We start from the raw sequence: 22209 nt of genomic DNA, 5'->3' as shown, positions 1-22209 counted from the left end.
GCGGTGGCTACGGGACGACGTCGACTCTGTCGAGGCGGAAGCCGGCGCCTCTGGAGAGGATGTTGCGTCTGCCGGTCAAGCGCAGCTTCAGCGTGTGCGCCCGCGCGGGCAGCACGCCCGTGTCGAACAGCAGCTGGCCGGTCAGCACTCTGCCGGAGTACGTGTCGATCGTGCGCACGCGTCTGCCGTCGAGGTAGACGTCGACCTTGCCGTTGGCGGGCCCGAGCCCGCCGATCACACGCGCCTGGCGGCCGTTGAATCTGACCGTCAGCGTCGATCTCGGCGCGCGCGACAGGAAGCTGGTGCGCGAGCGCGTCCATCTGCCCGTGCGGCGCAGCGCCGGCGAGTTGACGCTGACAGCGGCGGTGATGCGTCTGGCCGCGAACGCGATGTTGGAGGTGAACGGCCCGACGTCGACGCCCGCCGCCGCGGCGTTGGCGGCCGCCGGTCTGTCGATTCGTCTGACGTTCTCGAACAGGACGTTGGAGACGGTCCGGTCGGCCGAGTAGCCCGAGACCTTCGAGTTGCCGCCGCCGCCCGACGGCAGCACGACGTTGCGGAACAGCACGTCTCTGATCTGCTTGCCTGGCGTCGTTCTGTAATCCGGGTTGGTGAAGACGCGCACGTCGAACGGGTAGCCGTCGGCGATCCGGTCGATCCGCACGTCGTCGAAGCGGACGTTCTGGATCGTCAGGTCGTTGCCGGCGTTGAGCGCCAGCGCACCCTGATACTGCGGGTTGGACATCGTCTGCTGCAGCACGTCGATGCCCTGGAAGTCGAGTCCGCTGATCGACTCGCCCGCGCCCTGCTTGCCGAACGGGCCGACCAGCACCCCGTGGACGAGATCCGGCCACAGCGTCGTGTTGCGGACCGTGATGTTGCTGGTGTCACCGCTGCCGAGCCACGGGCTCGACGCCCAGATCGCGATCGAGTCGTCGGAGGTGCGCAGGAAGCTGTTGTCGATCAGCACGTGGTTGGACGAGATGATGTCGATCCCGTCGCTGTAGCGATCGGCGTTGATCTCCTTCAGGTTCTCGATCACGACGTCGGTCGCGTCCGACAGCGTCACGCCGCCGTTCTGACCGCGCAGGATCGTGACGTCCTTGATGCCGACGTTGCTGGCCTGGTTGACGAAGATGCCGGCGGTGTCGCCCTCGGAGTCGAAGTACGGCGACGGGTCGATCACGCCGCTGCCGCCGAAGACGACGTTTCTCGATCTTTCGGTCCGGAACGCGCCGTGCACGAGCGCGCCGGCGGCGAGCTCGACGGTCGTGTTGCTGGGCACGCGCACGATGTGGTCGCCGGGGATCTCGTGCACCCCGGGGCCGTAGTACATGACGCCCGGGCCGCTTCTCGTCGGCGCGCGCTCGTCGATCGGGTTGACGAACAGCTGGAGGTTGTCGTGCGTGTCGCCGTCCGGCTCGAGCGACAGCGAGGTGGGGCCGGGGAGCGTGAAGGTCGCGCTTCTGCCGTCCGCGCTCAGCGTCGGCGTGACGGCGGCGCTGGCCGGCCGCGCCGGCAGCGTTCTCATCGGCCCGTTCAGGTGCGTCACCTGGATCTCGACGGGGCCGTCGGACTGCAGCACGGACATCGCGACGGTGCTGGGCGAGTTGAGGTCGACGCGCGTGGCGTAGACCCCGACGTCCCTCCACTCGCCGCCCGGCACGCGCGCTCTGACGTCGAAGCTGGCGCTGTGCGCCTCGCCCTCGGGGACCTGCGGCGTCACGAGGCCGCTGGTGTCGGCGACGGTCTCCGTCGCGACGGTGGTGCGTCTTGCGCTGCTGGTCGCGGCGGGGGACGGGGAACTGGATCCGCCGCACGCGGTCAGCCCGACGGCGACGCCGAACGTCGCGATCATGGTCACGAGCTTCGCCGTCATCGAGTGCACCCCACAGATTGTACGGATCGGGCTCTTCGGCACTCCAACAGTCCGTAAGCTGGCAGCCCATGGCGACCCGCGTGCTGTTCCTCACCCACGAGCCGCCGCTGCCGCTCGTCAGCGGCGCGCGCATCCGCAGCTACCACCTGATGCGGGAGCTGGCGCGCCACGGCTGCGCGGTCTCGTTGTTCGCGCTGATGCCCGACGGGACGCCGCCGGCCGAGGCGCGCGCACAGCTCGACGCGCTCTGCGAACGGGTCGAGCTGCGGCCGTTCGCGCCGTCCGTGCTCGCGCGCCGCGCGCGACTGCTGGCCGACTACGCGCTCGGGCGCCCGTTCGAGCGCCGCTACTTCTACGACCGCGACGCCGCCCGAGCGCTCGACGCGCTGCTGGGCGAGCTGCGCCCCGACGTGATCGTCGTCGGCCAGCTCTACATGGAGGCGTATCTGCCGCCGTCGCTGGAGGCCGCGACGATCTTCGACAGCCACAACGTCGAGGCGCGCCGCGTCGCGACGATGACGCGCGCCGGCGGGCTGCGCGCCGCGATGGCGCGCCGCCAGGTGCGGCCCGTCGCCGCGCACGAGGCCGAGGCCGTCGGCCGGATGGGGCGCACGTGGGCCGTCTCGGAGGAGGAGCAGGAGCACTTCGAGCCGCTCGCGCCGGGCCGCGTCGACCTCGTCCCCAACGGCGTCGACTGCGAGCTGCTGCCGCTGCGCGCGGCGCAGCCGGCCGGGAGCGAGGTGCTGTTCCTCGGGCGGATGGACTACGGCCCCAACGTCGACGGCGTGCGGCACCTGCTGGAGGACGTCGTGCCGCACCTGCGCCGTCGCGACGCGGTCGTGCGCGTCGTCGGCGCCAACCCGCCGCCGCTGGTGGCGCGCTGGGCCGAGAGCGCCGACCTCGAGGTCGAGGTGACCGGCTTCGTCGAGTCGACGACGCCGTACCTGGACAGCGCGCGGCTGCTCGCCGTCTCGCTGCGCTCCGGCGGCGGCACGCGCCTGAAGATCCTCGAGGCGCTCGCGCGCGGGGTCCCGGTCGTGACGACGACGCTCGGCTGCGAGGGCCAGGGCCTCGTCGACGGGCACGACGCGCTGATCGCCGACGACCCGGCGCAGTTCGCGGCCGCGATCGACCGGCTGCTGGAGGACGACGAGCTGTGCGCGACGCTCGCGCGCAACGGCCGCGCGACCGTCGAGGAGCGCTTCGACTGGCGCTCGATCGGCAACGCCGCGCAGGAGTCGCTGCAGCGTCTGCTGGCCGCGACCGCCGCGGCGCCCGCCGCCCGCGGTTGAGGCCGGGCGCAGCGCGCTACTCCGCCCCGACGCGCCCGAGCAGCGCCGGCACGGTCATCAGGACGATCTTCACATCGAGCCAGAAGCTCCAGTTCTCGATGTAGTAGTTGTCCCATTCGACGCGATCGGTCAGCGAGGTCTGCCCGCGCAGGCCCTGCACCTGCGCCCAGCCGGTCAGCCCGGACTTGACGCGATGGCGGTCGCCGTAGCGGTAGACGTGCTCGGTGAAGGAGTTCGCGTAGCTGGTGCGCTCGGGGCGCGGCCCGATCAGCGACATGTCGCCGCGCAGCACGTTGATCAGCTGCGGCAGCTCGTCGAGCGAGGTCCGCCGCATCCACTCGCCGACGCGCGTGCGGCGGTCGACGCCCTCGATGCCGCCGGGGGCGAGGCCGTCGACGGGGACGAACTCGTCGATCGTCTCCGCCACGCGCATCGAGCGGAACTTGAGCATGTCGAACTCGCGTCCGTCGAGGCCGACGCGACGCTGGTGGTAGAGAATCGGGCCGGGCGAGCTGAGCCGCACCGCCAGCATGATCGCCAGCAGCAGCGGAGAGATCAGCAGCAGGCCGATGCCGGCGAGGACGCGGTCGAGCGCGTACTTGAAGGTGAACTGCCAGCCCTTCGGATCGACCGTCGCGGCGCGCAGCAGCGGGACGCCGCCGAGGTGCTCGACCTCGACGCGGTTGTTGACCTCTTCGAACAGGCGCGGGACGACGACGACCTCGACGCCGAGCTCGCGGCAGCGCCGGATCAGGCCGAGCATGACCGCGTGCGGCGCGGTCGAGAAGGTCACGACGACCTGCTCGACGTTGTAGCGCTGCACGACGTCCTCCAGGTCCCAGCTGGCGCCCAGCACCGGCAGGCCGTCCCTGTCGGCGGAGTTGTCGATCAGCGGGTCCTTGTCGAGGAAGCCGATCGGCCGCAGGCCCAGCTCCGGGCGGTCGATCAGCCGCTGGGCGATCAGGTGGCCGACGCTGCCGGAGCCGACGACGAGTGTGTTGGAGCCGGTCTCGCCGCGGCGCAGCGCGCGCTGGCGGTCGAGCGTCAGGCCGAGCCGGCCGGCGCCGAGGAAGACGAGCGCGAAGACCCACAGCCGCAGCGTCTGCTGCGCCAGCTCCGGCTCGTTGTCGACGATCGCGTGGGCGAACGTCAGCACCATCGCCGCGATCGAGGTGGCGGCGAATATCCGCGCCATCATGTCGACCGGCGACTGGTGCAGGCGCAGCGTGTAGAAGCCGCGACCCTCGAGGATCAGCAGCGTCAGCAGCGCGTAGCCCGCCGCCCACAGGAAGTCGGACGTGGTCGTCGTACCGGGCGATGCGAGCACCGCCGTCGTGACGGCCAGCATCAGCATCGCGGAGTCGGCGATCCGGTAGGTGCGCACGCGCTTCAGCCGCGTAAGCCTGCGCTGCTCGGTCGAATCGACCGTGAGCGCGGAGGTCGCGTGCGAATCGTGGAACTTTTCGGCAACGGTGGAGGCCACGGGGCTCTCAGAACCCTTTCGGCAGAAGACGGCCGGAGGTTGAGCCCGGAAGCGTCATCGGCCGGTGGCCGCTCCGATCGCCCGACGGAAACTGCCGTCGCCGAGCGAGCAGGGACTGGCGCCGAGACGGCAGTGGCGGTCGACGCGCCGGTCACGCGTCGACCACAACTCCGGCTCGAGGCCGTCCGTGCTTCCGGAGGCTCGGACTCCTGAGCTGTGCTCAGCTCAGCGCCGTCTAGGCCAGCGGACGAGCGAATCGCCGCAGACCGACACCGACGCCGACGAGGGCGATCCCGCCAATGGCGAGCAGCCCGAGGTCGAGCCCTGTGAACGGCAGCGTGCTACCGGTCGAAGCCACCTGCACCTGGTTGGGTGCGGGCGTCGTATCGCCGCCGGAGTTGCCTCCGCCGCCTTGCCCGACGGCTCCGAGAATTCCGCCACCGCGTCCACCGTATGCGTCGCCGACCGAGTCTGCCGCGTAAGCGGGGACTGCTGCGGTCAGAACGACGGCGACCACAGCCATGATCAAGGCCAGTCGCTTCATCGAACCAATCCTTCCCATCCTTGTATTGGCCGGTCAGAAGCGCGATGCGCCTCAAACCTACTTATTGCTTGCGAAAGTGGCGAATTACGCCTCAAAGTAGCATGGACGCGAACGGGCCACAACCGCTGGGCACGGCGCTCATACCGCACCACTACGTAGTAGATGGTAGCTCAGCGCGTGCCGGTCAGAGTGGCGACATCGTCGCGCAGACGGGCGAATGCCTCCGTGTAGGTCAGTGGTCTGCGGCTGTCGAGCCGCTCGATCGCCTCTGATATCAGTGGATCGTCGGGGCTGAGGGAGTGAGCCGCTGCAAGGTTCGTTGCAGCGAGTCTGCGCTCGCCCGTCGCGGTCGCCGCGAGCGCGAGACCGAAGTGGCCGAACCAATCGCCCGACGAGCGGTCGACCGCTTGGGCGAAGCGCTGACGCGCCACGTTCGGCCGATTCGCCTCGAGCGCGATCACACCAGCGACCAGCGGCGTGCGCGCGCTGAGCGGATTCAGGTTCGCGGCGCGGTCGAGTTCGCGCAGCGCGGCCGCCGGATCGCTCGGCCATTCGCGCGCCGCCTCGGCGGTCTCGCGCTCGGCCGCGTACGGCAGCCCGAGCGCCAGCAGCGCCAGCACCGCGGCGACGCCGATCGCGACCGTCGCACCGATCCGCTGGCCGGATCGCATACCCGCGCGCGAGGGTGACTCCGCCATCACCGCGGTCGCCGCGCCCAGGAACGCGAAGGCCGGTCCGCTCAGCGCGGGGAACTCCCAGAACCAGTCGATCGATCCGTGCACGAACCACACGAGCAGCGGCAGCAGCGCGATCGCCGCGGCGGCGCTCGTCGCCATGCCCGCTCGTCTGCGGCCGCGCAGCGCCGCCAACAGCGTGGCGACGAGGAAGACGGCGAACAGCAGCGTGCCGACGACGCCGGTATGCGCCAGCAGCCGCAGCTCGATGCTGTGGGTCCAACGCGGCTGCTCGGCGCTGCGGCGGTGCTGCAGGTAGTAGTCGCCCCAGTTGTCCTGGCCGAGGCCGCCGAGCGGGTGGGCGGCGAAGGCGTCGAGCGAGACGCGCCAGAAGTCGGGCCGGTTGCTGCCGACGGAGGAGAAGCGCGAGCTACCGGCGGTCGTCGCCTGATAGCCGCTGGAACGGTCCCAATAGTCGCTGATCTTGCGATCCGGGCGGCCGTCGGAGAACGCGAAGCCAGCCACGATCCCGGCGATCACCGCGATCACGGCAAGGCCGGCGGCGACCTCGTTGACACGTCTGGTCGCGGTCTCGGAGACGCTCACGCTGCGGTCCAGCAGCGCCATCGCCAGCCCGGCGACGAAGACCACCGCGATCACGGGCAGCACGACGTCGTGCGCGTGGCCGGCCGCCGCGACGAGCTGCTGCAGCTTCTCGTCCGGGTCCTGGACGCCGTCGGGCCGCGAGAAGACGTCGAGCAGCGTGCGCAGCGGGATCAGCGACGCGAGCGCGACCGGCGCCATCCACAGCACCAGGCGCACGCGGCCGGGCACCAGCACGATCGCGCCGATCGCGACTATCGGCAGCGCGAACAGCCAGCCGCGGCTCTCGGTCAGGACCGTCATCTGCAGCGACACGGCCGCGCTCGCAAGCAGCACGGCGCGCAGCGGCGCGGGCAGTTCGCGACGCGACGCGAGCGCCGTCGACAGCAGCGTGCCGATCATCAGGAGCGCGGCGCCGCCGTTGGGGTAGCCGAGCGGCGTCTTGAGGCGGCCGCCGAGGAACATCCCCTCGACGGCGCTCGCGTCGCTCAGTCTCAGCAGGTCGACCGCGGCGATCGCGCCGATTCCCAGCGCGAGCAGGCTGAGCACGGCGAAGAGCGTCCAGGCGCGCCACGGCAGCAGCGCGAAGAGCGCGAACAGCAGCAGGAAGAGCAAAGTGCGGTTGGCGCCGTCGAGCGCGTCTCCCGGCGCCGCGGCCCAGCTGATCGAGAGGTACGACCAGGCCGTGTAGCCGGCCAGCGCCGCGATCCCGATCGCGGCGCGGCGCGTGAGGCGCAGGCGGTCGAAGCCGAGGCCGGCGACGGTCGCGACCAGCAGCCCGAGCACCACCAGCGCCGAGGGTTCCCAGTCGGTCGGCTCGTAGCCGCCGCCGTGCGCAGCCCAATAGATGAAGAGGGCGACCACGGGCAGGGCGGGTACGAGGACGATCCCACCCGTTCGCAGGCGCTCCGGCACGGCGCAAGCATACGGCGCGGGCCGGCGCCGGCCGCGCCGTACCCCTGAGTAGACTGGGTCGCCCGTGTCCGCCGGCCCCTCGCTCTACCGCCGCCACCGTCCGCGCAGCTTCGCCGACGTGGTGGGACAGACCCATGTCGTACGCACGCTGCGCAATGCAGTCGAGCGCGACAAGGTCCATCACGCGTACCTGTTCGTCGGCTCGCGCGGAACGGGCAAGACGTCGATGGCGAAGATCCTCGCCGCCTGCCTGAACTGCGAGCGCGGCGGTCCGACGGTCGACCCGTGCGGCGTCTGCCAGTCGTGCGTCTCGATCGCGAACGCGTCGTCGCTCGACGTGATCGAGATGGACGCGGCCTCCAACAACTCGGTCGACGACATCCGCGAGCTGCGCGACAAGGTCGGCTACGCGCCGGTTTCCGGCGGCTACAAGGTCTACATCCTCGACGAGGCGCACATGCTCTCGTCGGCGGCCTGGAACGCGTTCCTCAAGACGCTCGAGGAGCCGCCGCCGCACACGATCTTCGTGCTCGCGACGACGGAGGCGAACAAGGTCCTGCCGACCGTCGTGGACCGCTGCCATCGGTTCGACTTCACGCGCCCCAACGTCGAGGAGATCTCCGGGGTCCTGCGGCGCGTCGCCGACCAGGAGGGGATCATCGTCCCCGACGCCGCTTTGGCGCTGGTGGCGCGGCACGCGACCGGCTCGTTCCGCGACGCGCTCGGCACGCTGGAGCAGCTGACGACCTACGGCGGCGCGGGCCCCGAGGGCATCACCCTGGAGGACGTGCTGGCGGTCCTCGGCGTCGCCGACGCCGAGGCGTTGTTCGGCGCGGTCGACGCGGTCGCTGCGCACGACGCGCGCGCGTCGCTGCTGGCGGTCGCGCGGCTCGTCGACGCCGGCCGCGACGCGGGCGGGCTGATCCGCGAGTTGGAGGCGCACGCGCGCGAGCTGCTGGCGGTGCAGGTGCTCGGCGAGGTGCCCGCGGAGCTGCGCCTGACGCCCGAGCGCGACAAGCGCCTCGCGCAGCAGGCCGAGCAGCTCGGCCGCCAGGACGTCGTGCGCCTGCTCGACCTGCTGTCGGTCGCGCTCGACGCGCTGGCGAACGGCGCCCAGGCGCGGATCCAGCTGGAGCTGGCGCTGGTGAAGGCCGCCGCCCCCGAGGTCGACCCCTCCGCCCGCGCCCTGCTGGCCCGCATCGACCGCCTCGAAGCCCGCCTCGCCGAGGGCGCCGTCGCCGCGCCGCCCCCGGCGAAGATCGCCCCGCCGCCGGAGCAGGCTGCCGCGGCGCCGGCTGCGCCCGCGCCGCAAGCGGTCGCGCCGGCCCCCGCGCAGCCACCCGCTCCCTCGCCGGAACCCGCTCCCGCGCCGCCGCCGATCGCCGCTCCACAGCCGCCTGCGCCTGCGCCCGCGCCGAGCGAGCCCGCTTGGACGCCGCCGCCGACGCCCGCGCCCGAAGCTGCCGCTCCCGCGCCGCCGGCTCCGATCCCGGCCACGCCGCCGACCCCGGCCGCGCCGCAGCCGCCGGCCGCGGAGCCGCAGTGGTCGGAACCGCTGCCCGAGTACACGCCGCCGCCCGGGGCCGAGTTCGACCCGGGTGCGTTCGAGGTGCCGGAGCCGGCGACGGCCACCGCGCGCCCGCTCGCACCGGCGCCGCCCGCTCCCGCTCAACCGGCCAACGGCCTGCCCGCGCCGGCGACGGCCGCTGCCGCCGCGCGTCCGCAGTCGTTGGAGCAGCCGGCCCCGGTTGCGGCCGCGCCGGCGCCGCCCGAGGCCGCTCCGCCCGCGCCCGCCGCACCCCCGCCCGCACCTGCCGCCCACGGAACGCTCGACCTCGCCGGCCTGCACGAGCTGTGGCCGGCGGTCATAGATTCGGTCCGCTCCGAGAACGCGATGCTCGCCGCCGCGCTCGGCGAGGCGCGGCCGATCGCGGTGACCTCGACCGAGGCCGTGTTCGCGTTCGGACCCAGCGCCGCCTTCTTCAAGCGCAAGGCCGAGGGCGAGGAGTGCAGACGGCTCGTCGCGGGCGCCCTGCGCGCGCTCGCGGGCGTGAGCCTGAAGCCGGTCTACGAGCTGAAGGAGCTCCAGCAGGACGAGCCGACCGCCGCGCAGCCGGGCGTGCCCGCCCTCACCAGCGACGAACTGGTCGCTCGCTTCGTGGCAGAGTTCGATGCCGAGGAGCTGATCGACGACGACGAGGAAGGCAGCGCCTGATGCCCCAGCCGAACATGCAGAAGATGCTCAAGCAGGTCCAGAGAATGCAGGCCGACATGATGGCCGCGCAGGAGAGACTGAAGGACGAGGTCGTCGAGGCGGCTGCGGGCGGCGGCATGGTGACGGTCAAGATCAGCGGCGACCTCGAGGTCAAGTCGATCACGATCGACCCCGAGGCGGTCGATCCCGACGACGTCGACATGCTGCAGGACACGATCCTCGTGGCCGTCAACGAGGCGATCCGCGCCGCGCAGGAGATGGCCGAGAGAAGACTCGGCGGCATCACCGGCGGCATGGGCGGCCCGGGCGGCCTCGGCGGTCTCGGCCTGCCGGGCTTCTGAGCGACCGCCCGCGCACCGCGACCGCGCCCTCGACCCACCGCACCCACCGTTCCCTGACATGTCCTCCTTCGCGCCACCCGTCCAACGCCTGATCACCGAGCTCGGCAGACTGCCCGGGATCGGCGGGCGCACGGCGCAACGGCTCGCGTTCCACCTGCTGCGCGCGAGCGAGGAGGACGCGCTCGCGCTGGCGGAGGCGATCCGCGAGGTGAAGGCGAGAATCGGCCTCTGCGAGATCTGCTTCAACCTCGCCGACGGCCCGCGCTGTCGCATCTGCAGCGACGAGCGCCGCGACGCCTCGCTCGTCTGCGTGATCGAGGAGCCGTCCGACATCATCCCGCTGGAGCGCACGCACGAGTACCACGGCCGCTACCACGTGCTCGGCGGCGCGCTCTCGCCGATCGACGGGATCGACCCCGAGGACCTGCGCATCGCCGAGCTGTACCGCCGCGTGACCGACGAGCCGGAGGACGGCCAGCCGCGGATCCGCGAGGTCGTGCTCGCGACGAACCCGACGACGACGGGCGAGGCGACCGCGCTGCACATCGCCGACCACCTGCGCGAACGCGCCCCCGAGGTCACGGTCACCCGCCTCGCCAGCGGCCTCCCCGTCGGCGCCGACCTCGAATACGCCGACGAACTGACGCTCGGCCGCGCCCTCGCCGGCCGCCGCTCGCTGAGCTAGCTCGGTTACCCTAGACGCGTGTCCGGAACCGTGGTCATGAAGTTCGGCGGGACCTCCGTCGCTGACGCCGAGCGCCTCAAGCGCGCCGCTCGGCGGATCGTCGCCGCTCGCGAAGAGGGCAAGAACGTCGTCGCCGTGCTGTCGGCGCGCGGCAAGACGACCGACGAGCTGGTCTCGCTCGCGCAGGAGATGTCGGACAACCCCGATCCGCGCGAGATGGACATGCTGCTGTCGACCGGCGAGCGGATCTCCTGCGCGCTGTGCGCGATGGCGATCAACGACCTCGGCCACCGGGCGATCTCGCTGACCGGCTCGCAGGCCGGCATCGTGACCGACACGTCGCACACGAAGGCGCGCATCCTCGACGTCCGCGCCGACCGCATCAGAACCGCGCTCGACGAGGGCCTGATCGTGCTCGTCGCCGGCTTCCAGGGCGTCTCGACCTCGCAGGACGTGACGACGCTCGGCCGCGGCGGCTCCGACACGACCGCCGTCGCGCTCGCCGCCGCCGTCGAGGCCGACGTGTGCGAGATCTACACCGACGTCACCGGCGTCTTCAGCGCCGACCCGCGGATCGTGCCGGACGCCAGAAAGCTCGACGTCGTCTCGTTCGAGGAGATGCTCGAGATGGCCTCCTCGGGCGCCAAGGTGCTGCAGCTGCGCTCGGTCGAGTACGCCCGCAACCACGGTGTGCGGATCCACTGCCGGTCGAGCTTCGAGGACGCCCCCGGTACCTTTGTCGTAGGAGAGCAGGAGACCATGGAGCACGCCCTCATCACCGCTGTGGCCCACTCGACCGACGAAGCCCGTCTGTCGCTCGTCGGCGTGCCGGACGAGCCCGGTGCGGCGGCGAAGATCTTCACGGCGCTCGCCGACGCCAACTGCAACGTCGACATGATCATCCAGAACGAGCCGCTCGAGCTGGGCCGCAAGGCAGAGGTCTCGTTCACGGTCCCGCGCGACGACGTGCGCGCCGCCCAGACGGCGCTGCAGCCGATCGTCGCCGAGCTGGGGATCGACTCGATCGACACGCTGCCGGAGATGGGCAAGGTCTCGATCGTCGGCGCCGGCATGAAGTCGCATCCGGGCGTCGCGGCGAAGGTCTTCCAGGTACTCGCCGAGGAGCGCATCAACATCGAGATGATCTCGACCTCGCCGATCAAGATCTCGTGCGTGATCGCCGCCGCCGAGGTGCCGACGGCCGTGCGCGCGCTGCACAGCGCCTTCGAGCTGGGCGCGGACGGGATCGTCGCCGAGGCGCCGATCGGGGAGCAGGCGCGCTGATGGAATTCGATTCTCGCCCGCCCGCCCCCGAAGCCACCTACCGCGTCGCCGTCGTCGGCGCCACCGGCCAAGTCGGCACGGTCATGCTGCAGCTGCTGAGAGAGCGCGGCTTCCCTGCGCGCCAGATCGTCCCGTTCGCCTCCGCCCGCTCCGCCGGCAAGGTGCTCGACGGCGGTCTCGTCGTGCAGCCGCTGACTGACGAGACGATCCAGGGCTTCGACGTCGCGATCTTCTCCGCCGGCGGTTCCACCTCGGGCGAGTGGGCGCCGAAGTTCGCCGAGGCGGGCGCGGTCGTGGTCGACAACTCCTCCAAGTGGCGGATGCACGACGACGTCCCGCTGGTCGTCTCCGAGGTCAACCCGGAGGCGCTCGACGACCATCGCGGGATCGTCGCCAACCCGAACTGCTCGACGATGCAGATGGTCGTCGCGCTCAAGCCACTGCACGACGCGGCCGGCATCGAGCGGCTCGTGATCTCGACCTACCAGGCCGTCTCGGGCACCGGCAAGGTCGGCGTCGACGAGCTGATGGAGCAGGCGCGCGCGGTCGTCGACGGCGACGCCGTCCCCGCCGCGAAGGCCTACAAGCACCAGATCGCCTTCAACGTGCTGCCGCACGCCGGCAGCTTCGCCCCCGGCGACGACCACACCGACGAAGAGCGCAAGCTGATCAACGAGACGCGCAAGATCCTCGGCGATCCGTCGATCCGCGTCAGCGCGACGTGCGTGCGCGTGCCGGTCGTGACCGGCCACTCGGAGGCCGTCAACGTCGAGACGCGCGAGCCGCTGAGCGCCGACCGGGCACGCGAACTGCTGCGCGCGGCGCCCGGCGTGACCGTGCTCGACGACCCGGACGCCAACAGCTACCCGCTCGCGATCGACGCCGCCGGCAAGGACGAGGTCTACGTCGGCCGGATCCGCCAGGACGCGGGCAACGACCGCGCGCTCGACCTCTGGGTCGTCGCCGACAACCTGCGCAAGGGCGCTGCGACGAACGCCGTCCAGCTTGCCGAGCTGCTGCACGAGCGCGGGCTGATCGGCAGCGCCGCGCGCGCCGCCGGCTGACCGCCGCGGGCCCGGGCCGCACCGCTTTGATCGACCTCCACTGCCATCTGCTGCCGGCGGTCGACGACGGCCCGACGGACCTCGGTGGCGCGCTGACGTTCGCGCAGGCGCAGGTCGCAGCCGGCGTCAGAACCGTCGCCGTCACACCGCACGCCTCCGCGCACTTCCCGACCGACGCGGCGACCGTCGCGCGCGGCCTGACGGAGATGCGCACGGCGGTGCGCGCCGCGCAGATACCGCTGGAGCTGATCGCCGGCGCCGAGCTTGACCTGACGCACGCGCTCGGGCTGCCCGACGAGGAGCTGCAGGGGCTCGCGCTCGGCGGTGGCCGCTGGCTTCTGCTGGAGGCGCCGTTGACGCCGGTCGCGCCGCTGGAGACCGGGGTCGTCGCGCTGCGCGAGCGCGGCTTCGAGATCCTGCTGGCGCACCCCGAGCGCGCGCCGATGCTGCAGCACCACCCGGCGGCGGTGACGCGGCTGGTCGGCAACGGCGTGCGCACGCAGCTGACCGCGGGCGGGCTGAACGGGCAGTTCGGCCGGCACGTGCAGCGCTTCGCGCGGCAGTTGCTGGACGAGGGGCTCGTGCACACGCTCGCGTCCGACTCGCACGACACGACGCGCCGCCCGCCCGGCCTGCGCGAGCCGCTGCAGGACGCGGGCCTCGGCGACTACGTGCGGCTGCTGTGCGACGAGCACCCGGCCGCGCTGCTGGCGGGCGAGCCGCTGCCCGAGCGCGTCCCGCTCGGCAAGCGCCGCAGCGGCCTGCTCAGCCGCCTGCGGCGCTGAGCGCCGGCGCCCCCACCACCGCCGCCGACCAGTCGATCACGGCCGTCGGCTTGACGACGTGCTTGTGCAGCGCCAGCTCTTTCGGCGACAGCCCGAGCGCGAGGCCGACGAGCTGGGGGAGGTGCAGGATCGGCATCGCCAGCGGGCGGTCGACGACGCGCGCGGCGGCCGGCTGCTGCAGGTCGAGGTTCAGGTGGCAGAGCGGGCACGGCACGACGATGCAGTCGGCCTGCGCGTCGGTCGCGTCGCCGAGGTGGCGGCCGGCCTGCTGCAGCGACGCCCGCTTGTTCATCGTGATGATCGGGAAGCCGCAGCACTTGTAGGTGCCGGCGTAGTCGATCACGGTCCCGCCGAGCGCCTCGATCACCCATTGCAGGTACTGGTCGCGCGGGTGCTCGTCGTCGATCCCGAGCCGCTCCGTCGGGCGCACGATGTAGCAGCCGTAGAACGGGCCGACGCGCAGGTTCGTCAGCGGCCGCCGCACCTTCGCGCGCAGCGCCTCCAGGCCGATCTCCTCGACCAGCAGCCACAGCAGGTTCTTGTTCGTCAGCCCGCGCTCGTAGGAGAGCCCGGGGTCGGATTGCGCGAGCGTCGCGTTGACGTGCGCGCGGTAGTCGGCGCTCGCGTCGAGCCGCTCCTGGCACTCGCCCTGCGCGCCCTGGCAGGTCGAGCAGATGTTCATCATCAGCTGCGCGCCCTCGACCTGCTGCGCGAGCGCGAACGTGCGCGCGTTGAGCGTGTCGGCCAGCTCCGGATTGTGCTCGGCGATCACGCCTGCGCCGCAGCAGGAGGCGCGGTCCAGCGGCACCAGCTCGAGGTCCAGCAGCGGCGCGAGCGCCTCCATCGAGCCGTGCAGCTCCGGCGTGAAGCCGCGGCTGACGCAGCCGGGCCAGTAGGCGACCTTCATGTCTTCACCGCCTCGGTCGGGGAGTCGTCGCGGCCGCTGACGTAGAGGTTCAGCTCGTAGTGGTCCTCGCCGTCCTCGACGAGGTCGAAGATCTTGTGGACCGCGTCGAGGTCCTGCCTGTCGAGTCTGTGCCCGAGCAGCGCGCCCCGCGGCGTCACCTTGCGGCGCATCAGCGCCTTCGCGATCGTCGGCAGCGAGTCGACCAACTCCAGCCCGGCGGCCGGGTGGAACTTGCCGAACCACGAGTTGCCGCCGTAGGAGCGCGGCAGCAGCTCGGCCTCGTGCAGCAGCCCGTAGTCGTGCACGAGCGTCACGAACGACTCCTCGTGGCGCTCGCCGTTGTTGCGGTCGACGATGTGATGCTCGCCGCCGGCCAGCCGCCGCAGCCGCATGATCTGGCTCATCGGCGCGACGCCCTTGGGGCAGGCGTCGATGCAGTTGAAGCAGTGCGTGCAGTCGTAGATCCCGTGCGGATCCTCGGCGAGGTCCTCCAGCCGCTGGTGCTGCTCGGCGTCGCGCGGGTCGCCGACGAAGCGGTACGCCTTCGCCGACGCCGCCGGGCCGACGAACAGCGGGTCGACCTCCATCGAGAGGCAGTCCGAGACGCACGCGCCGCACTGGATGCACGCCATCGTCTGCGTCACGTCGACCATCGCGTCGTGCTCGACGAGGTACTCGCGCTCGGGCACCGGCTCTCTGCCCAGCAGCCACGGCGTGACGCGGCGGATCTTCTTCCAGTGGACCGCGTCCATGTCGACGATCAGGTCCTTGATCACCGGCATGTTGCCCATCGGCTCGACCGTGATCGTCTGCCCGTCGGCATGCACGCCGCTGGCGGCGGCGCGGTCGAGGTGGGTGTGGCAGGCGAGCGCGGCTCTGCCGTTGACGCGCACCCCGCAGGAGCCGCAGATCGCCGCGCGGCAGGAGCAGCGGATCCCGATCGAGCCGTCCTGCTCGCCCTTCGCTGACAGGATCGCCTCCAACACGGATCGGTGCGGATCCAGCTCGATCGCGAACTCCTGCCAGTACGGCGCCTGCCCCGTCTCCGGGTTGTAGCGGCGCAGTCTCAGCGTGTACTGGGCCATCAGTACGTCCTCTCCTGAGGTTCCCACTGCGTGATCGTCACCGGCGCTCTCCCCGTCGTCGGCACGTCCTGCCCGTTGCGCGAGATCGTGATGTGGTGCAGCCAGCTCTCGTCGTCGCGGCGCGGGAAGTCGGTGCGGAACTGCGCCCCGCGCGACTCGCGCCGCTGCTGCGCGGCGACGACGATCGCCTCCGCGACGTCGAGCATGTAGCTCAGCTCGAACGCCGCCAGCACGTCCTGGTTGAAGACCGAGCCGCGGTCGTCGATCGCCGCGCGCGTCGCCTCCTGCTTCAGCCGCCGCACGACCTCCAGCGCGGTCGCGAGGCCGGCGGCGTCGCGGTAGACGGCGACGTGGCGGTTCATCGTCGTGCCCAGCTCGTCCTTGATCTGCGCCAGCCGGCGCGCGCCCGGACCCGGCTCGCGCGCGACGATCGCGTCGATCTCCGCCTGCGCCGCGCGCAGCTTCGACGCGGACGCGTGCGGGCGTGGACGGCCGTTCGCACCGTGCGCGGCGTGCTCGCCGGCGCGGCGGCCGAAGATCAACGTGTCCAGCAGCGAGTTCGCGCCCAGGCGGTTGCCGCCGTGGACGGAGACGCACGCGACCTCGCCGGCGGCGTACAGCCCGGGGATCGCGGTACGGCCGTGCACGTCGGTCTTCACACCGCCCATCAGGTAGTGCATGCCGGGCTTGATGTGGATCGGCTCGCGCGTGATGTCGACGCCGGCGAAGTCGCGCCCGATGTTGACGATCTCGCGCAGCGCCTCCAGCGTCCGCTTGCGCGGCACCTTCGTGATGTCGAGCGCGATCGTGCCGTCGGGGAAGCCGCGGCCCTCGTCGATCTCCGTCTGCTCCGCGCGCGAGACGACGTCGCGCGAAGCCAGCTCCAGCTTGTTCGGCGCGTAGCGCTCCATGAAGCGCTCGCCCTCGGCGTTGAAGAGCTGCGCGCCCTCGCCGCGCGCGCCCTCGGTGATCAGGAAGCCGTTCTCCGCCAGCGTCGTCGGGTGGTACTGGACCATCTCCATGTCCATCAGCGGCGCGCCGATTCGGTAGGCCTGCGCGATCCCGTCGCCGGTGCAGATCAGCGCGTTGGTGGTCGGCTTGAAGACCTGGCCGGCGCCGCCGGAGGCGAGGATCACCGCCTTCGCGTCGAACAGCTCGAGGTGGCCGCTGCGGATGTCGCGCGCGATCGCGCCGCTGCAGCGGCCGTCGTCGTCCTGCAGCAGCGTGGTCGTGAACCACTCCTCGTAGCGGTCGACGCTCTCGTGGTGCTTCATCAGCTGCTCGTAGAGCACGTGCAGGATCGCCTGGCCGGTGATGTCGGCGACGTAGAAGGTGCGCGCGGCGGAGGCGCCGCCGAACGCGCGCGTGCCGAGCACGCCGCCCTCGCCGCGGTGGAACGTGACGCCGGCGTGCTCCAGCCAGAGGATCTCGTCCGGCGCGGCGCGGCACATGATCTCGATCGCGTCCTGGTCGCCGAGGTAGTCGGAGCCCTTGATCGTGTCGTAGGCGTGCGACTCCCACGTGTCGCCGGGGTTGAGCGCCGCGTTGATGCCGCCGGCCGCCGCGACGGAGTGCGAGCGGACGGGGTGGACCTTCGACAGGATCGCCACCGACGCACCGGTCTGCGCGGCCGCGAGCGCCGCGCGCTGGCCGGCGAGTCCGGCGCCGATGATGAGAACGTCGTGGGCTGGCATCGGGCCTAGCCTAACCACGACTGTGTGGCAAATGCTACTTTAATGCGCCAGAAGTCAGCAGAGCAACGGGCGCGTGAGCGGGCCGGATCGTAGATGCTGGGCGCGATCCGATGTCGTGATCAGACCGGGTCGTCTTTGAACGACATCGGATCGTGTCCCGCGCCGCGAGGCGGTTCGCTCACGCGCCCGTCACGGACGTGTCGCGACCGCCGCCTGCACCGCGCGGCGCAGCCGCCCCACCGTCACGACCCCGCGCAACACGCCTGCGCGGTCGACGGCCATGATCGCGCCGAGCGAGCGCAGGCCGTCAGCCTCCAGCAGCGCGCGCAGCGTCTGGTCCTCGTCGATCCGCCAGCGCTCGCCCTCGTCGGCCTCCATCAGCTCGGCGACGGGTTGCACCGGGCGCCCGCCCTCGACCGCCTCGCGCGCGCCGTCCTCGCGCAGCACGCCGACGAAGCGGCCGCCCGCGTCGACGACCGGGAACCACGGCCAGCGGTAGCGCATGAAGAACTCGTCGAGCGCGCGCACGGCGGGCAGCTCCTGCGGGACGCTGACGGGCTGCTCGTCCATGATGTCGGCGACGCGCACGTCCTCCAACTGCGCGGTGAAGACCGTCTGCGCCAGCAGCGCCCGCGCCGAGCCGCTGATCATGAAGCCGACCAGCAGCGCCCAGATCCCGATGAACGGGTCGAAGGCGACCAGCGCCCAGACGCCGAGGCCCATCAGCACGATCCCGAAGCCCTGGCCCAGCCGCGCGGCCGCGCGCGAGCCGCGCTCCTTGTCGCCGGTCAGCTGCCACACGAACCCGCGCGCGAGCCGGCCGCCGTCGAGCGGGTAGGCGGGGATCAGGTTGAAGATCAGCACGATCAGATTCATCGTCGCCAGCCAGCCGAGCGTCAGCGACAGCGGCGTCGTCGGCAGGTCGTCGCGCAGCAGCGCCGCGTCGGCGAACTGCGTCGGCCCGTAGGCGATCAGGCCGACGAGCGCGCACGCGACGAGAATCCCCGCCGTCGCCAGCGGACCGGCGCCGGCGACCTGCAGCTCCTCCTTCGGCGTGCGGCTCTCGCGGCTCATCATCGCGAAGCCGCCCAGCGGCGACAGCGTGATCCCCGCCACCTCGATCCCGTGACGGCGCGCCGTCAGCGCGTGGCCGAGCTCGTGCACGATCACGGAGGCGAACAGCAGCAGCGCGCTGACGACCGCGGTCGCGTACGCCTCCGTGTCGCTGCCGCCGAGCGAGCGCTGGAACTCGTCCGACAGCCAGAAGATCACGATGAACAGCACCACGAACCAGCTGAAGTCGACGCCGACGCGGATCCCGAAGATGCGCGCCAGCTGGATCGATCCTGAGCGCCCGAACATGCTGCAATGGTGTCATAGCGACCGAAGGAGTCCGATGAGTCAGGCCCTGGAGGAGCTGCGTCAGCGGCTCGCCGAGATCAGCGACCTCAGCAGCGCCGCCGGCCTGCTCGGCTGGGACCAGCAGACGATGATGCCCGAGCGCGCGAACCCGATCCGCGCCGAGCAGCTCGGGACGCTCTCCGGAATCGTCCACGAGCGCTTCACCGACGACGCGATCGGCAGGCTGCTGCAGCAGCTGGAGAGCGAGGAGGAGGCGCTGCGCCAGGCCGATCCCGACTCCGACGACGCCGCGCTGATCCGCGTCACGCGCCGCGACTACGAGAAGTCCAAGCGGGTGCCGGGCGAGCTGGCGGTCGAGATCGCGCGCGCCGGAGCGCTCGGCCACCAGGCGTGGGTGCAGGCACGCGAGAGATCTGACTTCGCGGCGTTCCTGCCGTTCCTGCGTCGCAACGTCGAGCTGAAGCGCCAGTACGTCGAGCTGTTCGACGACGAGGGCCACGACGATCCCTACGACGTGCTGCTCGACGACTACGAGGAGGGGATGAAGACGGCAGAGGTCGCCGCCCTCTTCGCCGAGCTGCGCGCGCAGCTGGTGCCGCTGATCGCGCAGATCGCGCAGCGCACCGACGCGGTCGACAACGCGCTGCTGCACGGCGAGTTCGAGCCGGCGCGCCAGGCGGTGCTGGTGCGCGGCGTGCTGGAGCGGCTCGGCTGGGCGCCCGACGGCTGGCGCCTGGACGAGGCCGAGCATCCGTTCGCGGCCAGCTTCGGCCCGACCGACGTGCGGCTGACGACGCGCTACGACCCGAAGTACATCGGGATGGCGCTGTACGGCGGCATCCACGAGATGGGCCACGGCCTCTACGAGGCGGGCGTCGCACCGCAGCTCGCGCGCACGCCGTTGGCCGGCGGCGCGTCGCTGGGCCTGCACGAGTCGCAGAGCCGGATGTGGGAGAACGTCGTCGGCCGCGGGCGCCCGTTCGCCGGCTTCCTGCACGGCGAGCTGCAGCGGGTCTTCCCGGAGCAGTTCGGCGCGGTCGACGCCGAGACGTACTACCGCGCCGTGAACAAGGTCCAGCCGTCGCTGATCCGCGTCGAGGCGGATGAGGCGACCTACGGGCTGCACATCATCCTGCGCTTCGAGCTGGAGCGGGAGATGCTCGCCGGCACGCTCGACCTGGCCGATCTGCCCGAGGCATGGAACGCGCGCATGAAGGAGTATCTCGGCGTCGACGTCCCCGACGACGCGCTCGGCGTGCTGCAGGACGTGCACTGGTCCGGCGGCGAGATCGGCTACTTCTCGACCTACGCGCTCGGCAACCTGATCGCCGCGCAGCTGTGGCAGAGAGCGCGTGCGGACCTGCCGCAGCTCGACGAGCAGCTGGCGGCGGGCGACGGCAGCGAGCTGCGCGCCTGGCTGGGCGACAGGCTGCACCGCCACGGCAGCAAGTACCCGCCGAAGGAGCTGGTGCAGAGAATCGTCGGGGGCCCGATCGCCGTGCAGCCGTTCGTGGACTACCTGACGACCAAGCTCACTCCCCTGTATGGGTTGACTTAGGTCAGGAGAGGGCGATTGCGCTCGACGATCTCGCCAAACGCGACGTGCGCCGGCAGCGTCCCGAACGCGTAGCCGTGGTCGCCGGCCAGGCGTGAGGCGAGGAACGCCTCCGCGACCGCCGGCGGCGCGTGGCGCACCAGCAGCGAGCCCTGCAGCGCCAGCGCCATCGCTTCGACGAGGCTGCGGGCGCGCAGTTGGGCGTCGGTCGGGTCGGCGAGCGCGCGCGTGAGGCGGTCGACGTGCGCGTCGAGGCGGCGGTCGGCGCCGTCGCTGATCGCCAGCTCGGCGAGGAACGCATCGACGGATTCGGGCTCGCGCCGCAGCGCCCGCAGCACGTCGAGGCAGATGACGTTGCCCGCGCCCTCCCAGATCGAGTTCAGCGGCGCCTCGCGGTAGAGCCGCGGCAGCCCCGACTCCTCCACGTAGCCGTTGCCGCCGAGCACCTCCAGCGCCTCCGACGCGTGCGGCGCGGCGCGCTTGCAGATCCAGTACTTCATCACCGCGGTGGCGATCCGCTTGAACGCCTGCGCCTGCGCGGCGCGCGCGGGGTCGGCGCCGCCGCCGACCCCGCCTTCCCCTCCGGCCTCGTCGTAGGCGCGCGCGAGCCGCATCGCGGTGACGGTCGCCGCCTCCGACTCGACGCACAGGTCGGCCAGCACGTTTGCCATCAGCGGCTGCTCGCTCAGCAGCCGGCCGAAGGCGCTGCGATGGGCCGCGTGGTGGGTCGCCAGCGAGACCGCCCAGCGCATCCCGGCGGCCGAGCCGATCACGCAGTCCAGCCGCGTGTGGTTGACCATCTCGATGATCGTCGGCACGCCGCGGCCCGGCTCGCCGACGAGCTGCCCGTAGGCGGCGCGGAACTCGACCTCGGAGGAGGCGTTGGAGCGGTTGCCGAGCTTGTCCTTCAGGCGCTGCAGGTGAAACGCGTTGCGGGTGCCGTCCGGGCGCCAGCGCGGCACCGCGAAGCAGGTCACGCCCTCGCCCTCGACCTGCGCGAGCACGAGGAAGAGGTCGCACATCGGCGCCGAGCAGAACCACTTGTGGCCGGTCAGCGCGTACTCGGCCGCTCCGCCCGAACCGCCACCGACCGGCTTCGCCGCCGTCGTGTTCGCGCGCACGTCGGAGCCGCCCTGCTTCTCCGTCATGCCCATGCCGCAGAGCGCGCCCGTCTTCTCGCTCGCCGGGACGTCGCGGCTGTCGTAGCGGGCCGACGTCAGCCGCTCCTCCCACGCGTCCAGCAACTCGGGCTGCGCGCGCAGCGCGGGGACGGCGGCGAACGTCATCGTGATCGGACAGGCGTGACCGGCCTCGACCTGCGAGAAGGTCAGCGACAGCGCGGTGCGCGCCGCGTGCGCGCCGGCGCGCTGCTCGCGCCACGGCAGCGCGTGGATCGCGTGCTCGACGGAGGTTCGCATCAGGTTGTGCCACGCGGGGTGGAACTCGACCTGGTCGACGCGGTTGCCGAAGCGGTCGTGCGTCTTCAGTCTCGGCGGGTTCTCGTTCGCCTCGAAGCCCCAGCGGATCGCGTCGCCGCCGGCGATCTCGCCGACCATCGCCGCGTCGGCGCCGGCCCAGCCGCCGCCCTCGCGCTGCAGCGCCTCGACCAGCGGCCGGTTCTGGCTGAAGAGGTCGAGCCCCTCCAGTGGCGGGGGCTGATTGGTGACGCGGTGCGTTGCCTGCGACTCCCCGGGGGGCGCGAGGGACATGAGTGACAGTCAACCACGAGCTGCACTGTCATGAGACGGTTCTTCGGGCAGCTCGTCCCATTGTCCGACAATCGGCGATAGCATCGCGCGCACGGACCGCTCGCGGAACCCCGAGAGAGATCCATACCCCGGA

17 protein-coding genes are annotated in these 22209 nt (G+C 71.8%); 8 read left to right on the top strand and 9 right to left on the bottom strand.

From position 1 onward, the window contains the following. Positions 1 to 7 precede the first annotated feature (7 nt). Positions 8 to 1879, bottom strand: a complete 1872-nt coding sequence (locus Q7L65_RS05450) for a glycosyl hydrolase family 28 protein (protein WP_304720246.1) — start codon at positions 1877 to 1879, stop codon at positions 8 to 10. Positions 1880 to 1947: 68 nt separating this feature from the next. On the opposite strand from Q7L65_RS05450, the gene Q7L65_RS05445 reads away from it, so the two are divergent. Further along, complete coding sequence (locus Q7L65_RS05445) at positions 1948 to 3171, top strand: glycosyltransferase family 4 protein (protein ID WP_304719283.1); 1224 nt, start codon at positions 1948 to 1950, stop codon at positions 3169 to 3171. Between the two features lie 16 nt (positions 3172 to 3187). Here Q7L65_RS05445 and Q7L65_RS05440 read toward each other — a convergent pair whose 3' ends face one another. From Q7L65_RS05440 to Q7L65_RS05430, 3 genes are all read right to left on the bottom strand, one after another. Beyond that, positions 3188 to 4654: a sugar transferase gene (locus Q7L65_RS05440; RefSeq protein WP_304719282.1), complete on the bottom strand. Its 1467-nt coding sequence runs from the start codon at positions 4652 to 4654 to the stop codon at positions 3188 to 3190. Between the two features lie 235 nt (positions 4655 to 4889). Continuing rightward, positions 4890 to 5198: a hypothetical protein gene (locus Q7L65_RS05435; RefSeq protein ID WP_304719281.1), complete on the bottom strand. Its 309-nt coding sequence runs from the start codon at positions 5196 to 5198 to the stop codon at positions 4890 to 4892. A gap of 170 nt (positions 5199 to 5368) precedes the next feature. Then, positions 5369 to 7390 carry an O-antigen ligase family protein gene (locus Q7L65_RS05430; protein WP_304719280.1) on the bottom strand — a complete coding sequence of 674 codons (2022 nt, stop codon included), beginning with the start codon at positions 7388 to 7390 and terminating at the stop codon, positions 5369 to 5371. Positions 7391 to 7454: 64 nt separating this feature from the next. Between Q7L65_RS05430 and dnaX the strand changes: the two genes are divergently transcribed. The 6 genes from dnaX to Q7L65_RS05400 are packed head-to-tail and all read left to right on the top strand — an operon-like array spanning position 7455 to position 13764. After that, a complete protein-coding gene (gene dnaX, locus Q7L65_RS05425; protein WP_304719279.1) occupies positions 7455 to 9605 on the top strand; it encodes a DNA polymerase III subunit gamma/tau in 2151 nt (716 codons plus the stop codon). After that, complete coding sequence (locus tag Q7L65_RS05420) at positions 9605 to 9946, top strand: YbaB/EbfC family nucleoid-associated protein (RefSeq protein ID WP_304719278.1); 342 nt, start codon at positions 9605 to 9607, stop codon at positions 9944 to 9946. Before dnaX ends, Q7L65_RS05420 begins: the two co-directional genes overlap by 1 nt. A gap of 58 nt (positions 9947 to 10004) precedes the next feature. Next, positions 10005 to 10631 (top strand): recombination mediator RecR, encoded by a 627-nt coding sequence (gene recR / locus Q7L65_RS05415; protein ID WP_304719277.1) that lies wholly within the window; start codon positions 10005 to 10007, stop codon positions 10629 to 10631. Positions 10632 to 10667: 36 nt separating this feature from the next. Then, a complete protein-coding gene (locus tag Q7L65_RS05410) occupies positions 10668 to 11915 on the top strand; it encodes an aspartate kinase (RefSeq protein WP_370552526.1) in 1248 nt (415 codons plus the stop codon). After that, positions 11915 to 12979, top strand: a complete 1065-nt coding sequence (locus tag Q7L65_RS05405; RefSeq protein ID WP_304719275.1) for an aspartate-semialdehyde dehydrogenase — start codon at positions 11915 to 11917, stop codon at positions 12977 to 12979. The genes Q7L65_RS05410 and Q7L65_RS05405 overlap by 1 nt, the downstream gene beginning before the upstream one ends. A gap of 26 nt (positions 12980 to 13005) precedes the next feature. Next, a complete protein-coding gene (locus tag Q7L65_RS05400) occupies positions 13006 to 13764 on the top strand; it encodes a tyrosine-protein phosphatase (protein ID WP_304719274.1) in 759 nt (252 codons plus the stop codon). Here Q7L65_RS05400 and Q7L65_RS05395 read toward each other — a convergent pair. From Q7L65_RS05395 to Q7L65_RS05380, 4 genes are all read right to left on the bottom strand, one after another. Next, positions 13745 to 14671, bottom strand: coding sequence for a CoB--CoM heterodisulfide reductase iron-sulfur subunit B family protein (locus Q7L65_RS05395; protein WP_304719273.1), 927 nt, complete (start codon positions 14669 to 14671; stop codon positions 13745 to 13747). The two genes, Q7L65_RS05400 and Q7L65_RS05395, sit on opposite strands and share 20 nt — an antisense overlap. Then, the gene (locus Q7L65_RS05390; RefSeq protein WP_304719272.1) at positions 14668 to 15756 is read right to left on the bottom strand and encodes a succinate dehydrogenase/fumarate reductase iron-sulfur subunit; all 1089 of its coding nucleotides are present in this window, start codon (positions 15754 to 15756) and stop codon (positions 14668 to 14670) included. The genes Q7L65_RS05395 and Q7L65_RS05390 overlap by 4 nt, the downstream gene beginning before the upstream one ends. Beyond that, positions 15756 to 17450 carry an FAD-binding protein gene (locus Q7L65_RS05385; RefSeq protein ID WP_304719271.1) on the bottom strand — a complete coding sequence of 565 codons (1695 nt, stop codon included), beginning with the start codon at positions 17448 to 17450 and terminating at the stop codon, positions 15756 to 15758. The genes Q7L65_RS05390 and Q7L65_RS05385 overlap by 1 nt, the downstream gene beginning before the upstream one ends. Positions 17451 to 17639: 189 nt before the next feature. Continuing rightward, complete coding sequence (locus Q7L65_RS05380; protein WP_304719270.1) at positions 17640 to 18812, bottom strand: site-2 protease family protein; 1173 nt, start codon at positions 18810 to 18812, stop codon at positions 17640 to 17642. Between the two features lie 34 nt (positions 18813 to 18846). On the opposite strand from Q7L65_RS05380, the gene Q7L65_RS05375 reads away from it, so the two are divergent. Then, positions 18847 to 20370: a carboxypeptidase M32 gene (locus Q7L65_RS05375; RefSeq protein ID WP_304719269.1), complete on the top strand. Its 1524-nt coding sequence runs from the start codon at positions 18847 to 18849 to the stop codon at positions 20368 to 20370. On the opposite strand, the gene Q7L65_RS05370 is transcribed toward Q7L65_RS05375, so the two are convergent. Continuing rightward, positions 20367 to 22076 (bottom strand): acyl-CoA dehydrogenase family protein, encoded by a 1710-nt coding sequence (locus Q7L65_RS05370; protein WP_304719268.1) that lies wholly within the window; start codon positions 22074 to 22076, stop codon positions 20367 to 20369. The genes Q7L65_RS05375 and Q7L65_RS05370 overlap by 4 nt on opposite strands. Between the last annotated feature and the right edge of the window lie 133 nt (positions 22077 to 22209).

The sequence above is a fragment of the Conexibacter sp. CPCC 206217 genome (genome assembly GCF_030646165.1).
GTDB lineage: Bacteria > Actinomycetota > Thermoleophilia > Solirubrobacterales > Solirubrobacteraceae > Conexibacter.
This window is presented reverse-complemented; position numbering and strand designations above follow the sequence as displayed.